General features: G+C 46.5%; 15 protein-coding genes, 1 tRNA gene and 2 rRNA genes. 5 read left to right on the forward strand and 13 right to left on the reverse strand.

Going from position 1 to position 15,014, the window contains the following annotated elements; translation table 11 throughout:
• The 5 genes from Q1B47_RS00005 to rimI all read left to right on the forward strand — a co-directional run.
• Window positions 1-751 (forward strand): 23S ribosomal RNA (locus Q1B47_RS00005); the annotation flags it as partial.
• 102 nt (window positions 752-853) lie between these two features.
• A 5S ribosomal RNA gene (gene rrf, locus Q1B47_RS00010) occupies window positions 854-969 on the forward strand.
• Window positions 970-2,075: 1,106 nt separating this feature from the next.
• A tRNA-Trp gene (locus tag Q1B47_RS00015) sits at window positions 2,076-2,152 on the forward strand.
• 230 nt (window positions 2,153-2,382) lie between these two features.
• Window positions 2,383-2,727: a DNA polymerase III subunit psi gene (locus tag Q1B47_RS00020; protein WP_299786716.1), complete on the forward strand. Its 345-nt coding sequence runs from the start codon at window positions 2,383-2,385 to the stop codon at window positions 2,725-2,727.
• A 53-nt stretch (window positions 2,728-2,780) separates the two neighbouring features.
• Window positions 2,781-3,185 (forward strand): ribosomal protein S18-alanine N-acetyltransferase, encoded by a 405-nt coding sequence (gene rimI, locus Q1B47_RS00025; protein WP_299788742.1) that lies wholly within the window; start codon window positions 2,781-2,783, stop codon window positions 3,183-3,185.
• A gap of 66 nt (window positions 3,186-3,251) precedes the next feature.
• Here rimI and lipA read toward each other — a convergent pair whose 3' ends face one another.
• The 13 genes from lipA to lptE all read right to left on the reverse strand — a co-directional run bounded on the left by lipA (window position 3,252) and on the right by lptE (window position 14,941).
• On the reverse strand, window positions 3,252-4,217 hold the full coding sequence (gene lipA, locus Q1B47_RS00030) for a lipoyl synthase (RefSeq protein ID WP_299786718.1): 966 nt from the start codon (window positions 4,215-4,217) through the stop codon (window positions 3,252-3,254).
• On the reverse strand, window positions 4,210-4,869 hold the full coding sequence (lipB, locus tag Q1B47_RS00035; protein ID WP_299786721.1) for a lipoyl(octanoyl) transferase LipB: 660 nt from the start codon (window positions 4,867-4,869) through the stop codon (window positions 4,210-4,212). Before lipB ends, lipA begins: the two co-directional genes overlap by 8 nt.
• A 148-nt stretch (window positions 4,870-5,017) precedes the next feature.
• Entirely contained in the window at window positions 5,018-5,284 is a 267-nt protein-coding gene (gene ybeD, locus Q1B47_RS00040; protein WP_299786723.1) for a DUF493 family protein YbeD, read from the reverse strand.
• Window positions 5,285-5,417: 133 nt separating this feature from the next.
• Window positions 5,418-6,590 carry a serine hydrolase gene (locus Q1B47_RS00045; RefSeq protein ID WP_299786725.1) on the reverse strand — a complete coding sequence of 391 codons (1,173 nt, stop codon included), beginning with the start codon at window positions 6,588-6,590 and terminating at the stop codon, window positions 5,418-5,420.
• A gap of 169 nt (window positions 6,591-6,759) precedes the next feature.
• Window positions 6,760-7,557, reverse strand: coding sequence for a septal ring lytic transglycosylase RlpA family protein (locus Q1B47_RS00050; RefSeq protein WP_299786727.1), 798 nt, complete (start codon window positions 7,555-7,557; stop codon window positions 6,760-6,762).
• A complete protein-coding gene (gene mltB / locus Q1B47_RS00055) occupies window positions 7,544-8,560 on the reverse strand; it encodes a lytic murein transglycosylase B (protein WP_299786729.1) in 1,017 nt (338 codons plus the stop codon). The genes Q1B47_RS00050 and mltB overlap by 14 nt, the downstream gene beginning before the upstream one ends.
• Before the next feature lie 177 nt (window positions 8,561-8,737).
• Window positions 8,738-9,844 carry a rod shape-determining protein RodA gene (rodA, locus tag Q1B47_RS00060; protein WP_299786731.1) on the reverse strand — a complete coding sequence of 369 codons (1,107 nt, stop codon included), beginning with the start codon at window positions 9,842-9,844 and terminating at the stop codon, window positions 8,738-8,740.
• Window positions 9,841-11,697: a penicillin-binding protein 2 gene (gene mrdA, locus Q1B47_RS00065; RefSeq protein WP_299786733.1), complete on the reverse strand. Its 1,857-nt coding sequence runs from the start codon at window positions 11,695-11,697 to the stop codon at window positions 9,841-9,843. The genes rodA and mrdA overlap by 4 nt, the downstream gene beginning before the upstream one ends.
• 82 nt (window positions 11,698-11,779) lie before the next feature.
• A complete protein-coding gene (rlmH, locus tag Q1B47_RS00070) occupies window positions 11,780-12,250 on the reverse strand; it encodes a 23S rRNA (pseudouridine(1915)-N(3))-methyltransferase RlmH (protein ID WP_299786735.1) in 471 nt (156 codons plus the stop codon).
• Window positions 12,250-12,579 carry a ribosome silencing factor gene (gene rsfS, locus Q1B47_RS00075; RefSeq protein WP_299786736.1) on the reverse strand — a complete coding sequence of 110 codons (330 nt, stop codon included), beginning with the start codon at window positions 12,577-12,579 and terminating at the stop codon, window positions 12,250-12,252. The genes rlmH and rsfS overlap by 1 nt, the downstream gene beginning before the upstream one ends.
• A gap of 122 nt (window positions 12,580-12,701) precedes the next feature.
• Window positions 12,702-13,331: a nicotinate-nucleotide adenylyltransferase gene (gene nadD, locus Q1B47_RS00080; protein WP_299786738.1), complete on the reverse strand. Its 630-nt coding sequence runs from the start codon at window positions 13,329-13,331 to the stop codon at window positions 12,702-12,704.
• 7 nt (window positions 13,332-13,338) lie between these two features.
• Window positions 13,339-14,379: a DNA polymerase III subunit delta gene (gene holA / locus Q1B47_RS00085; RefSeq protein ID WP_299788745.1), complete on the reverse strand. Its 1,041-nt coding sequence runs from the start codon at window positions 14,377-14,379 to the stop codon at window positions 13,339-13,341.
• Between the two features lie 67 nt (window positions 14,380-14,446).
• Window positions 14,447-14,941 (reverse strand): LPS assembly lipoprotein LptE, encoded by a 495-nt coding sequence (gene lptE / locus Q1B47_RS00090; RefSeq protein ID WP_299788748.1) that lies wholly within the window; start codon window positions 14,939-14,941, stop codon window positions 14,447-14,449.
• Window positions 14,942-15,014 lie beyond the last annotated feature (73 nt).

Raw genomic sequence — 15,014 nt, forward strand, 5'->3', positions numbered from 1 at the left:
TGGAGTCATCCTTGAAATACCACCCTTGTAGCTTTGATGTTCTAACTCTGGCCCCTGAATCGGGGTTGAGGACAGTGCCTGGTGGGTAGTTTGACTGGGGCGGTCTCCTCCCAAAGAGTAACGGAGGAGCACGAAGGTTGGCTAAGTACGGTCGGACATCGTACGGTTAGTGCAATGGCATAAGCCAGCTTAACTGCGAGACATACACGTCGAGCAGGTACGAAAGTAGGTCATAGTGATCCGGTGGTTCTGAATGGAAGGGCCATCGCTCAACGGATAAAAGGTACTCCGGGGATAACAGGCTGATACCGCCCAAGAGTTCATATCGACGGCGGTGTTTGGCACCTCGATGTCGGCTCATCACATCCTGGGGCTGAAGTCGGTCCCAAGGGTATGGCTGTTCGCCATTTAAAGTGGTACGCGAGCTGGGTTCAGAACGTCGTGAGACAGTTCGGTCCCTATCTGCCGTGGGCGTTGGATGATTGAAGGAAGCTGCTCCTAGTACGAGAGGACCGGAGTGGACGAACCGCTGGTGTTCGGGTTGTTATGCCAATAGCATTGCCCGGTAGCTACGTTCGGAATCGATAACCGCTGAAAGCATCTAAGCGGGAAGCGAGTCCTAAGATGAGTCATCCCTAGGAATTTAATTCCTCTAAAGAGCCGTTCGAGACTAGGACGTTGATAGGCAGGGTGTGTAAGCGTTGTGAGGCGTTGAGCTAACCTGTACTAATGACTCGTGAGGCTTAACCATACAACCCATATGGGTTTTACTGGTGATTACTTCAAAAGAATACAAAGCATTTGATTTTAGTGTGACTTGATTATTTAAAGCTTTTCAAATTTACCAAATTAGTCTGGAAACCATAGCATTGTGGTCCCACCTGATCCCATCTCGAACTCAGAAGTGAAACGCAATAGCGCCGATGGTAGTGTGGGGTCTCCCCATGTGAGAGTAGGTCATTTCCAGGCGCCTAATTAAGTGAAGAAGCCACCTGAATAAGGTGGCTTTTTTGCGTTTGGGGCATTATAAATTTTAACGTTAATGTTCCCATATCGACTTTCATTGTAGGTAGGTGGCTTATCCACTTAAGCACGTACGTGCAATACCTACTCCCGACGTCGACCCGCCGCTGAGCGGGCTCTCCAGCTTCGTAACAAGTTACTCGCGCTACAAAGTAGCTGAATGCTTCGCATCCAAGGCACTACTTTTTCGCCCCCATGTGAGAGTAGGGTGAAGCTTCTGCGCTTATCAAGCAAAGCTTGATGCTGGAGCTGAACGCGGAGAGCTTGCGACCTACAGGACGTAGGGAGTGCCATTTATGCAGGATGCATATAAATGGTCTCGAAGCTGACCATGACAGGCGCACTCTTTAATTAACACGGAAAATCCCCAGCACTTCGTGTTGGGGATTTTTTCGTTGAACGGCTTTTGAAATGACCACTCGAATATGGGGAAAGTGTAGGACCGGCTTTAGCCGGGAATAGCTCATTTGTAATGTCAACATCGCGGCTGAAGCACGCTCCTACATAGGAGAAGGACGCTTCTACCATCTTATGTTTAGGATTAACGAATGGCTTGATGGCATGGTCAGTGATGTTCCTCACATCATAATGACATTTTCCATATCCCTGTTGAGCAAATGGGGAGGAAAGGACAGGCAGTCATGCTCTATAGTGTTATTTTTCTGCTTATGTTCAAAGGTAAGCTTTACAGGGACCTCCATCTTCGTTTAACGGCTTTTTAGAATAGGAGAACTGGCTTTAGCCGGGAATAGTTCATTTTGCATTCACCCATAGAGTCAGGGGGGGGACGATACTTAATCCAAATTATTAAATCTACCTGTATAGATAAGCGTAAAATTACATCTAAAACTTCCACTCTTATAGGTTTGGTATAGCTCCCGCTTATTGCTGGGTAAATGCTGTTTAGCATTAACTAATGTTAATTTTTCAAAGTTTCGTTTAAAAATAAATCATTAAAGCAATTTGTGACCGAAAAAGCCGCAGTTAAGCGGTTTTATCATAAATAGTACTTTACCTTTTGGGGGAGTTTAAGCATAATGCGTCTCGTCAACAGGGGTATAGTTCCAATTGGTAGAACAGCGGTCTCCAAAACCGATGGTTGCGAGTTCGAGTCTTGCTACCCCTGCCACATTCAGAAAAAGCCGAGCATTAGCTCGGCTTTTTCGTATCTGAAGTTTGATCTATATACCTCATGTTTTAACCATATCAGTCAATGCCTCTCTAAATCTGAAAAATTCAATTTCAGCTGAACAGGGTCCTGTCTCAGGTTTGTTAATTCCTCACTATATCTACTGAAAAGTGCATAGATAAGCTGGTATCCTAGTGGACATCATATTCAAATATTTAAGTGGCAACGGTGTGGAAAAGTCGGCATATCTTGATGCAATGGGAATAACGAGGTGGAACCAGAAAGGGAGTGGTGTGCAAGCTTACGTTATTTTGGTCGATAAGGTTTCTGAGGAGCTGGAGTCGCACCCTATTATTATGACCGTGTTGTCACTGGTGGAGTGTCCCTTTACTCATTGCTCATTTAAAATTTCACCAGATCAAGCTTCTAAAGTGATTTGGGATATGCGACGAGTGAAGATACCCAGGGCTAACCCGATATTATCCTCTCCACCTTTGAATGAACTTGAGCAGCTATCCAAGAGTAAGCGAGAACTATGGAATATGATTGTGGCTCAACAGGAGGCAACCGGGTGAGTATTCAGCCTAAAGTAGAAGTTTGTACACTCGATATTGATGCAAGCTCTCAGATGGCTCATATAGCTTCTTTAGCCCATAGCCACCCAATGAGCTTAGCGACTATAAAAACATGCTTTAGCAAGCTATACACCTCTTTAGGTGTATACCAGGAGGGAGAGTTACAAGGGTTTGCGATTCTTCATCAGATCTTTGAAGATGCGACACTCATGGATATCTGTATAAACCCCAAGTTTCAGGGGAGGGGATTGGGTAGCATGCTGCTTGAGCAGGTAATTGCTCTGGCTTCAAAGGGAGAGGCCGAAACTCTTTTGCTTGAGGTGAGAGACTCGGGGAGCGCAGCTAAAAATTTATACCTGAGGCATGGTTTTCAGATCAGCGGTCATCGTAAAGATTACTATAAAACTGATGATGGCACTGAAGACGCTGTTTTGATGGAGCTTAAGCTGAGCCGCTGAGCTGATAAAAAAATAGCGTCGGCAGAATATTCAGCGACGCTATTTAAACCGTTTGAAGTAAAGGCGTTATTTCACTTCTTTACCTTGAGCCTGTAGATCGGCATGGTAGCTGGAGCGTACCATAGGCCCACAAGCCGCATGAGTAAAGCCAATGCTTTCGGCAAATTCTCTTAGTTCGTCAAATTCAGCCGGCGGTACGTATCGCTCAACAGGTAGATGGAACTTTGAGGGTTGTAGATATTGACCCAGGGTAAGCATCTCAACGTTATGAGCGCGCAGATCTTGTAGTACCTCGGCAATCTGCTCGTTGGTTTCTCCTAGGCCCATCATCAAGCCTGATTTAGTCGGAATATCCGGGTGACGCTCTTTGAACTTCTTCAGCAGATCCAACGACCATTGATAATTGGCACCGGGTCTTGCTTTACGGTAATGCATCGGTGCCGTTTCAAGGTTGTGATTGAATACATCTGGTGGCTCAGTTGCCAAAATGTCCAGAGCTGCATCGATACGACCTCGGAAATCAGGTACCAGAATTTCGATCTTTATACTGGGGTTCAGTAGACGTATTTCGCGGATACAATCGGCAAAATGCTGTGCGCCACCATCCCGAAGGTCATCGCGATCGACAGAGGTGATCACCACATATTTAAGCTTCATATCCTTGATGGTCTGAGCCATTTTTTTAGGCTCATTAGGATCTGGTTTTAACGGTCGACCATGGGCAACATCGCAAAACGGGCAGCGTCTTGTACAGATCGCACCGAGTATCATGAAGGTCGCCGTTCCGTGGTTAAAACACTCTGCAAGGTTAGGGCATGATGCCTCTTCACAAACTGAGTGGAGCTCGTTTTTACGTAACGCTTTTTTTATGTCATCGATACGCTGGCTGGACGCCGGTAATTTCACTCTGAGCCAATCGGGCTTACGCAGCATTGTCTCACGTTCAGAGGGAACCACTTTTACAGGGATACGAGAGACTTTATCTGCATCCCTAAGCTTGACACCCGGTTGTAATCTTTCTGGCCTACTCATATGACTCTGATAATCCTTGATGGTGAACTAGATTCTGATAGCCTAAATTGCGGCTGAAGGTTTTAACAAGCTGTTCGCCCGCCTCTTTAACTGTTTGAGGACCACCTAACTGTTTGCATTGCACCATCTCTAAGCCGGCATAACCACATGGGTTGATGCGTTGAAATGGGCTCATATCCATATCTACATTAAGGGCTAGCCCGTGAAAGGAGCAGCCTTTACGTATTCTAAGGCCTAGTGATGCAACTTTACGCTCGTCGACATAAACGCCTGGCGCGTCGGCTTTAGCATAGGCGTCAACTTGATAGTCTTTAAGCATCTGTACAATGCTATTCTCAATATCGGTAACCAACTGCCTGACACCGATCTTAAGCCTTTTGATATTGATTAGCGGGTATGCAACCAGTTGGCCGGGGCCGTGATAGGTCACTTGACCGCCACGGTCGACTTGAATGACTGGGATATCACCAGGATTTAAAATGTGTTCACTTTTCCCGGCTTGTCCTTGAGTGAAAACGGGCGGGTGTTCAACGATCCAAAGTTGATCCGGACTCGTGGCGTCTCGATTATCTGTATAGTCCTGCATTGCATGCCATACAGACTCGTAGTCCTGTTTACCAAGATACCTGACGTGTAAAGTGCTTTCTGACAAGGGCAACCTCTCCCCTAAACAATAATGGCGGCCATTATACGCTTCTAATCAATAAATGTAAGCCAGATCACATTTGACAGGTTTTGCGTGATCTCATCTGGTATGTGAATCGGGTAAACTCACTGGCATTTACTGATGTTAGTTGATGCTAAAGTACGCGTTTTACGCCTTCGATTTTAGCCAGTTCAACGTACAATGTTTCGACGTGTTCTTTGCTCTGCACCATAACCCGGATTGTCACCGAGTGGTAAGTGCCTTTACTCGAAACTTTGGTAGTGGGTGAGTAATCACCAGGGGCGTGTTGCTGAACAACAGAAACAACGCGATCAGCTAAAGTTTCATGGGCATCACCAACCACTTTAAATGGGAAAGAACTGGGGAACTCAATCAACTCATCAAACTTTGTATCTAACATTTTTAACTCTCAACAATTTCAACATAGGTTATATGGTGTCAATTATACCGAAATCAAGGGGGCGAGTCTTGTTTGGGCGTAAAACGAAACAAGCCACCCTAAGGTGGCTTGAGTTATCTTTCAATATCAATGCTTAGCTAAACCAGCTTGAGAACATCTGCTTGAAGTAATCCATCAACTTGCTGAACCAACTACCTTCATTTACCTCTTGCAGAGTAACAAGCGGGAATTGAGCGATATCTTTACCGTTCAGCTGGAAGTAGATGCGACCGACAGTCTCCCCCTTAGCTAAAGGAGCCGTGAGCTCTTTTGTTAACTCAAAATTAGCCTTAAGGTTCTTAGCCTGCCCGCGGTTGATAGTGATTGGAGTATCTGTCATTACGCCTAAATCAACAGATTCTTTGTCACCGTACCATATCTTTTGGGTCACGAAGCTTTCGCCAGCTTTATAAGGGGTGATCGTTTCGAAGAAGCGGAAACCATAGTTTAGAATTTTCTTGCTCTCAGCTTTACGAGCCGATTCGCTTTTAGTGCCCATAACAACAGCGACTAATCGCATTCCATCCTTAGTCGCCGAAGTGACTAAGTTGTAACCGGCACCAGATGTATGTCCGGTCTTAATCCCGTCTACATTCATACTCTTGTCCCACAAGAGTCCATTACGGTTGTATTGTTTGATACCGTTGTAAGTAAAAGATTTCTTCTTATATAGAACATACTCTTCGGGTACATCACGAATAAGTGCCGCACCCAAAAGCGCCATATCGTAGGCGGTAGTTTTGTGGTTTTCAGAGTCCAGCCCATGTGAATTTTCAAAATAGCTGTCTTCCATGCCAAGCTGTTTTGACCATGAGTTCATCAGGTCTACGAAACCATCTTCCGTACCTGCAATATGTTCAGCCATGGCAACGCATGCATCATTACCTGATTGGATGATGATGCCATGGTTAAGGTCATCGACAGTAACTTGCTTACCGACTTCGATAAACATCTTCGAAGAGTCAGGAAAGTTCTTTGACCAGGCTTTCTTACTGATGGTGACTTTATCATCAGGTGAAATATTGCCGACCTTAATTTCATGGCCAATGACATAACTGGTCATCATCTTGGTCAAGCTTGCAGGGTTTAAGCTTTCATAGGCATTTTCTTCTGCTATGACTTGCCCGGTATTGTAATCCATTAAGACGAAGGCTTTTGCTGCGACCGTTGGTGCGTTAGGGGTTACGACGGGAGCTGCAAATGCAGATGAACAAGCGACAGTAGTCGCAAGAATAAGCGTTTTTAAAGGTCGATTAAAAAGATTCATATCAATAAGGCGCATCTTATTTGGTTATATACGGGAAATCAAAACTCGTCAGAGTATATCACTAGTCGACAAGCTTAATCAGTGAAGGTTCATTAATCTTTTATAAATTGGAACAAAAGCGTTGCCCTATCTAATTGATAGAGCAGTTCTCTAAAATATAAGGATTAATCTATTCAGTGATCAGATAGCTTTGAGGGTATCCGTCACTTTTTAGTTTTTCATTCAGTTTGGTTGCAATCTGGTGTTGACCTATGGGCCCCAGTTGAAGCTTATAGAGATTATTTGCCGACAGTAATCGGGTTTTGAGCTGGTATTTGCTCTCCAGATTTTTTGCCAGTTGCTCAACCTTACTCTTGTTCGAGGAGGCTAACACCTGAATATAATGTAACTTGCTCTCTTTCAGTTCGGCAAGAGCGACAGACTCGGGGTTATCGATATAGATAACCTCAATTTTTACCTTTGCCGTTCCGGTTTTAAGTACATCTAGTCTGTGGGCTGCCGCGTAGGAGAGGTCTATGATGCGCCCTTCGTGAAAAGGGCCTCTGTCGTTGACTCTAACAATGACTTGTTTGCTGTTATCCAGGTTGGTGACTCTTACATAGCTGGGTAAGGGCAGGGTCTTATGCGCCGCAGACATAGAATACATGTCATAAGTTTCACCATTGGATGTAAGGTGGCCATGGAATTTTGAACCATACCATGATGCTATACCGGTTGCCTGATAGCCTTTGCCTGTATCCATTACCTGATATGTTTTTCCAAGTACCGTATAGTTCTTTTTATTTCCCCCACGGCTGTATGGCTCATATCTGGGGTGTGCATCTTCGACTTTGGTTACATCCGGGGCATTACTCGGGGCTTTATCGTCAGCCATATCGTAACGGCCTCCCCCCGAGCTGGAGCAGGCCGAAATACATAGTGCGACAATTATGGCAACCAGCCATGTGGTACTTTTAGCTTGCATCATGTGCTTTCTTCAATTCCTGACTGAATTGGTATACTGCCATTGCATACAATGGGCTGCGATTATAGCGGGTGATCACATAGAAGTTATTCAATCCCAGCCAGTAATCGCTGTCTTTCTCCTGCTTTAGTTCTACCAACATGGCCGGTTGGGATATGTCCAGGTCGACAGGCTCACTCAAGGCAAGTGTTGGTGATAGGATGTCAGATACTTGATAATGTAAACGTTCACCTTCCCAGACTTTCAGGTTTGATGGGAGCTCGGTAGGTCCGGATAGCGGTATTGCTACAGGTGCCTTAGCGACCCAGCCATGCTGATGAAAATAGTTGGCGACACTGCCGACAGCATCGACCGGGTTATTTAACAGATCTCGTTGTCCGTCATTGTCAAAGTCAACAGCGTAGTGACGATAACTGGATGGAATAAATTGGCCGTAGCCCATGGCACCGGCGTAGGAGCCATTGAGGTTATCCAGGTCCAGTTTTTCATCTTTAACCAGCGTCTGTAGGTTACTGAGCTCTTTTCTGAAAAAAGTAGCCCGGGGGGGATAGTAAAAGCCAAGTGTATATAGTGCGTCTACCACCGGGTATTTGCCCATGTAGCCACCGTAGAAGGTCTCTATTCCGATGATGGCAATAATAATTTGTGGATCTACTTCGAACTCTTTTGCCGCCCTGTTAACGGTTGACTCGTGCTTCTTCCAAAATTCTAGCCCGGCATTTAAGCGCTTTTCGGTGAGAAATATCGGGTAGTACTGGTGCCAGGGTTTAGCTTCCCAGGGTTTCGTCATCGCATCTATAACACCTTGATCAAATTTGGCTTTCCCCAGAAAGCTCTTGACCTCCTGCTCTGTAAATCCTAAAGCAAGCTGAGTCTGTAAAAACTCTGATTTGAGTGATGCCGCTGTCTCATCCGGAGAGTCGGCTTTAGACGTTGTAGTGGCTGAGGCTCCGAAGGAGAGCGTGGCCAAAAGCAATGAAGTCAGAAGTTTTGGTGATATTTTCACTTAAATCAGATCCCTTTGTTGAAAAGCTTTCAGAGTCGGATATCGGTGATTAGTCGGATACCCCTAAGAAGGACTCTACCTTGTTAAGTTATCGATATTAACGGACTTGCCTTAATTGTCGATGAAACGGTTATCTGAACATAGCTTCATCACGCAATATCGAAAATTTAGCTATGTTTATCTGTCGATGAAGCGCCTATGAGTATGGATACTCATTAAGATGCCAAATCCTGTCATCAAAGTTAGCATGGATGTTCCGCCATAACTAATCAGAGGCAGAGGGACACCGACTACAGGTAACAGGCCTGAAACCATGCCAATATTAACAAATATATAAACGAAGAAAGTTAAGATAATGCTACCGGCCAGTAATCGGGCAAAACTCGTTTGTGCCCGAGAGGCAATAACCAACCCCCTGCCTATGACATAGAGGTATATTGCCAGTAACAGTAAGCTACCAATCAGGCCAAACTCCTCACCGATCACGGCAAAAATAAAGTCGGTATGGCGTTCCGGCAGGAACTCTAACTGTGACTGGGTGCCATCTAACCAACCTTTACCCCACATACCACCCGAACCGATAGCTATCTTGGACTGAATGATATGGTAGCCGGCACCCAGAGGATCCTTCTCGGGATCGAGCAATGTTAATACCCGTGTACGTTGGTAGTCATGCATCAGGAAGAACCATAGCACGGGGAGCATGGCCAGCACACCTCCGATGAAGGTTCCGACAATGGCCCAGCTCATTCCCGACAGGAACAGCACAAAGATCCCCGAAGCCGCGACAAGAATGGAGGTGCCAAGATCCGGTTGCTTGGCAATCAAGAGTGTTGGGATAAGTAAGATGATTCCGGCTCCGGCTAAGTATCTCTTCTTAGGGGGGAGGGGGAATTTACTGATATACCAAGCCATGGTGATAGGGAAGGCAAGCTTGATCAGCTCAGAGGGTTGAAACTCCATGAAACCTAGGTTAAGCCACCTTTGAGCTCCTTTATTGATCTCGCCAAAAAAGTGGACTCCGAGCAGTAAAACTATACCCGCCAGATAGATGGGAAATGCCCAGCGCCTAAGTACTTCAGGATTGATCTGAGCAACCACAAACATGATCACCAGCGACAATCCCATACGAATAAGCTGGCGTTCCATAAGCGCAAGATCTTCTCCACCCGCTGAGTAGATAACGAACAGGCCGAAACCCATCAAGGCTAAGATCCCGAGCAGTAGCGGCAGATCGATATGAAGTCGCTGCCAAATATTCGGGCGGTGGTTCTGCGAACTCATTGAATAGACTCCCAGCTATCTCGTAACATATATTCATCGAGCAGAGATCTGGCAACCGGGCCGGCATTAGCGCCCCCCCAGCCTGCATTCTCCAGTACCACGGCTAGTACAATTTTTGGATTTTCGAAGGGGGCATAGGCGACAACCAGGGCGTTATCTCTCAGATGCTCGTCAATAGTATCGGCATCGTATTTAGCGTCGGCCGCAACATTAATGACCTGAGCCGTACCGGTCTTCATTGCAGCTGTATAGCTGGCATCTTTAAATCGCTTATTATGTGCAGTATCTCTCATCGCATCATTGATGATATCCCAGTTGTTAGGGTCTTTAAGCACTATGGGGGCCATCTCATCGACAGGGGAGTTAATCTTTGCAGTGCTGTCTTTTATCGACTTGAGCAGGTGAGGCACAAAACGTCTGCCTTTATTCGCCATGATTGCGGTGGCGTTAGCCAATTGCAGAGGCGTTGAGGTCCAGTAACCCTGTCCGATGCCGACTGAGATGGTATCTCCTATATACCAAGGTTGGTTATAGCGCATCCGTTTCCAGTCTTTTGAAGGCATGATGCCGGCAGACTCTTCAAAGATGTCGACTCCTGTTCGTTCACCAAAGCCAAAGGGCTGCATGAAGTGAGAGATCTTATCCACTCCGGTCTTATAGGCGAGTTCATAGAAGTAGGTGTCACAAGAGCCTATTAAGGCGCTGTTGACATCGACCCAGCCATGGCCCCATCGCTTCCAGTCTCGATATTTCCTCTCCACACCGGGGATCTGCCAGAAACCCGGATCCCAAACCCGGGTCTTGGCTGTGATGGTTTTCTCTTCCAGACCCAGTAGTGCGATATGAGGTTTTACTGTCGATGCTGGCGCGTATTGCCCCTGTGTTGCACGGTTAATCAGAGGGCGGGAGCGAGAGTTGAGAAGCTCGCCGTACGCCTTACTGCTGATCCCGTGCACAAACAGGTTGGGATCATAGGTGGGGCTGGATACCATAGCTAATATACCGCCATCACGTGGATCGATTGCCACAATCGAGCCTCTGCGTCCATCGAGCAGCTCAACGGCCTTTTCCTGCAAGTTGAGATCTAAGGTCAGGTAGATATCCTGTCCCGGCACCGGAGGTACAGATTTTAATGTTCGAATGGTTCTGCCTCGGTTGTTCACCTCCTCTTCGAGGTGGCCCGGCTGGCCGTGGAGCAGGTTTTCATAAAATTTTTCGATGCCCTGCTTGCCGATATCTTTGGTCGCGGCATAATTTTTCCACAGGTCATTACGTTGTAATGCTGCTCTGTCCCGATCGTTAATCCTGCCCACATAACCCAGGGCATGAGTCATCATTCCGTTATAGGGGTAGTGGCGCTTCAGACCGGCGACGACGGAGATCCCCGGGAATCGGTGACGGTTTACGCTAAAAAGCGCAACCTCACTCTCGCTCAAGCGGTTCTTCAGCGTTAATGGCTTGAAGCGTCTGTGATATTTCAAGGACTTTTTAAACTCCTCCTGCTCATCGGCAGAGAGGGGAATAAGTGCGCTGAGCTCCGTCAGGGCCGCGGGGATATCTTTTACTTTTTCCGGGATCAGCTCTAAGGAGAAGAAGGGCTGATTTTCGGCTAACAGCTTGCCGTGACGGTCAAATATCAGACCTCGGCTCGGTGCCACCGGAACCACCCGTATACGGTTGTCATTAGAACGGGTTTCGTAGTCTGTATAGGAGAGTATTTGCAGGTGATATAGGTTTGCAAGTAATACCCCCAATAAAATAACCACGCAAGCGAATGTAAACAATGCTCTTCGTTTGAAGAGCGATGCTTCCGCTGCGTGGTCATGCATTGTGATCCGCTTCTTTGGCGCCACTTACACTTTCTCCAGCTTAGAAATAAGCAATTGACACATAGTCTTGTCCTTAGCTTGCTTGCTTAGGTTTTAAGCCCGATAGCTACTCTCTATGGTAAGGGTGATTATTGTTGATGCTCCAAGCTCGGTAGAGACTCTCGGCGACAACAACTCTGACTAATGGATGAGGTAGAGTCAAAGCGGACAGACACCAGCTTTGAGATGCTGCTTGTTTACAAGCAGGGGCAAGACCTTCGGGGCCACCTATGAGTAAGCTCACATCGCGTCCGTCTAACTGCCATCTGTTCAATTGAGTGGCCAGATCCGGAGTTGTCCAGGTTTTACCCGGAAGGTCTAAGCTGACGATATGATTACTCTTGGGAATAGCAGCCAACATCTGCTCGCCCTCTTTGTGAAGAATTCGAGCAATATCGGCATTTTTGCCTCTTTTTCCCGCAGGGATCTCAACCAGTTCGAGTGCCATGTCTCTGGGAAAACGCCGCTGGTATTCCTGAAAACCTGTGGTAACCCAATCTGGCATACGAGTGCCAACTGCGATTAACTGTAACTTCATTAAGCTGGTTTTTCTGACCAAAGTTTCTCAAGTTCGTAAAAATCACGAGTCTTGTCTTGCATGACATGAAGTATCACATCACCTAAGTCTACTAATACCCACTCGCTGCTTTCACGGCCTTCAACACCGTAGATATGTAGCTTGGCACGCTTAGACTCAACCACGACATTTTCAGCGATTGATTTCACATGAGTTTTAGATGTACCAGAACAAACTATCATGTAATCAGTGACGTTAGACTGGTTAGATACTTCTAATGTAACAATATCTTTGGCTTTTAGATCTTCGATTTTATCGATTACAAATTGCTTTAGCTCGGCGCTATCCACGCGGAATACCTCATTAAATTTTTAACAGCGCAGTAGTATAACAGGTTATGACAGATCTCATAAGCGATTGGTGATACCTAATAGCAATTTCCGGTAGGAAAGTGATAAAGCTGAGCTTAAGTTTACGGTCGATATAGTCTATTCACTTGAATAAATTCGATAATCTGTTTCGGCAGCGCATCTTCGGCAAAAACGTCATCAGAGAGTTGCTGACGGATCTCGGTAGAGGAGTAGGGCTGTGGGGTTATCTCTATCGGGATAATGAGGCCGGAGGCTTGATGTGGGATGCTGGCTGCTGGGCTTAGCCTACGCTGATACTCGACATAGACTTCGCTATTTTTCGTTAAGTCCCAGCCATGGCGCTGAGCAACGACGATATGGCACAGCTCAAAGAGTGAGCGCCACTTATACCAGCTTGGTAGTGACACCAGAGAGTCCATGCCGACTATGAAGTAGAACTCATCATTTGGGTGTGAGTCTCTCAGCTGGTTCAGTGTTGTCACCAGGTAGGATGGACTGTCTCGCCTGGCTTCAATATCACAAAGCTCAAACTCATCATATTGGTCACAAATCAGCTGGACCATCTCCAGTCGTTGCGCCGTACTCACACAGGTTGATGACTTGTGAGGCGGGATGTGATTCGGCATCAGCCAAACCTTATCCAACTTAAGTTGTCGCCTGATCTCGAGAGCCGGTCTGATATGGCCAAAGTGAATAGGGTCGAAGGTCCCCCCAAGAATTCCTATGCGCATGCTTAAGTCAGCTCCACTCGTTGAGCTCAATATGGGACAAGCCGGAATGTGCTTTAGGATCGAATAACAGACAAAGGTGACTCATTCCCGTCCAGTCCTCTATCCCATGCTGTTTCAGATTCAACTCTATGGCAGATGCTCCGCTGAGCAAAGACTCAATTTGAGCCAATGAAAGCCGGTTCAATGCGCTCTGATATAGAGGTTTCCGCTTGTCCCAAATCCTGAGCTTGCCCCAGAGTGACTGCAGTGATTGCTGATTTTCAAGCGCACTCTTTAACTGCAGTAATATGGTTAACTCTTTAAATAAACCCCAGAGGATTATGGGCATCGCGACCCCTTCAGCCTTTAGCTGAGAAAGGATATGTTGCGCCTTATCCTGCTGGTTATTCAACATGGCATCGGTGAGCTGAAATACACTGAAACGCGATTGGTCTTCGAAATAGGACTCGAGATGTTGGCTGTTGATCTCGCTTTCAGGGCTAAGCAGTTGCAGTAGCTGTAGTGATTGATCGGCGGCGAGTAAGTTTCCCTCGTACAGGCTGAATAACATCTCTCTGGCGTCACGGGTAAGCCGCAGATTAAAATGACTGATCCGGCCGTCGAGCCAACGTTGAAATTGCTGACCTTCAGGAGTGGTACACGGAATATAGACCCCTTGAGAATCTAAGGTCTTAAACCATTTACTCTTGGTCTGCTCTGCTGCTAGCTTAGGACCCGTCACAATCAAGAGTAGATCCGGATTTGCCATCTGCATCAAGCGTTGAAAAGTTGCTCCGCCTTCGCTTCCGGGCTTGGCCTGGGGAAGTGTCAGCTCGATGACCCTTCTGCTGGAAAAAAGGCTCATGGCTTGCCACTCATCGACTAACTCGTTCCAGTTAAAACTGTTCTCTTGAGTGAGTTGAATCTTCTCTTCAAATCCCTCATTTTTAGCCTGAGCATAGATCTGGCTTCGGCTGGTCTCACATAGCCAGGGATCATCGCCAAAGATGAGATAGCACTGTTGCAGAGGTTTGAGGTGACGCTTGAGTTGATCCGGGTAGACCCTCATCAAATCCCCCCTATTTGCAGGAGAAGTTGCTGTGGAGAGAGATGTATGCTGAGCATTGAGAACGGCATCAGTTTCTCTCTATCGATGCGAGGATCTGTATCATTTGGTCAGCAGCTTGAATGCGCATCTCTTTTAAGAGAAGCTCCATCTCACGGCTTTTAGCTAATGCGGTACGTGGATCATCGAGGTAGTCTCGATGGATGTCGACTTCGAATGTCTGGGCTTCACCTTCCGGCAAGTGTACCGCAAATGTAACATGATAGGTCAGCTCATATTCGGCCACATTTCCTGTTGGATAAAGGGAGAGAGTCGATCTGTCCAGTGAGTCACGTAAAATAGTCAGGGTTGGTGTTTCGTCAGATTCATCTACCAGTGAAATGCTGTGTAGACGTAAACGTTCACGAACCAGGCGAGTCAACTCGCTATATTCGTCCAGACTACTCAGGTGCAAGGTTCTTAACTGCTCCGGAATGGAGTAGCTTCCCTGTAGTTTAAAGCCGCAACCGGCACTGAATAAGATACTCAGAGACATAATTACGAAACATATGCGTTTGATTAGTATCGGCATTAGTTAAACTTTTCTTCCTTTAGGTGACATCACAAGTTAGTCACGACACAGAGCAAGGCGCTCTGTG

This window comes from uncultured Shewanella sp., from assembly GCF_947501225.1.
In the GTDB taxonomy this organism is placed as follows: domain Bacteria; phylum Pseudomonadota; class Gammaproteobacteria; order Enterobacterales; family Shewanellaceae; genus Shewanella.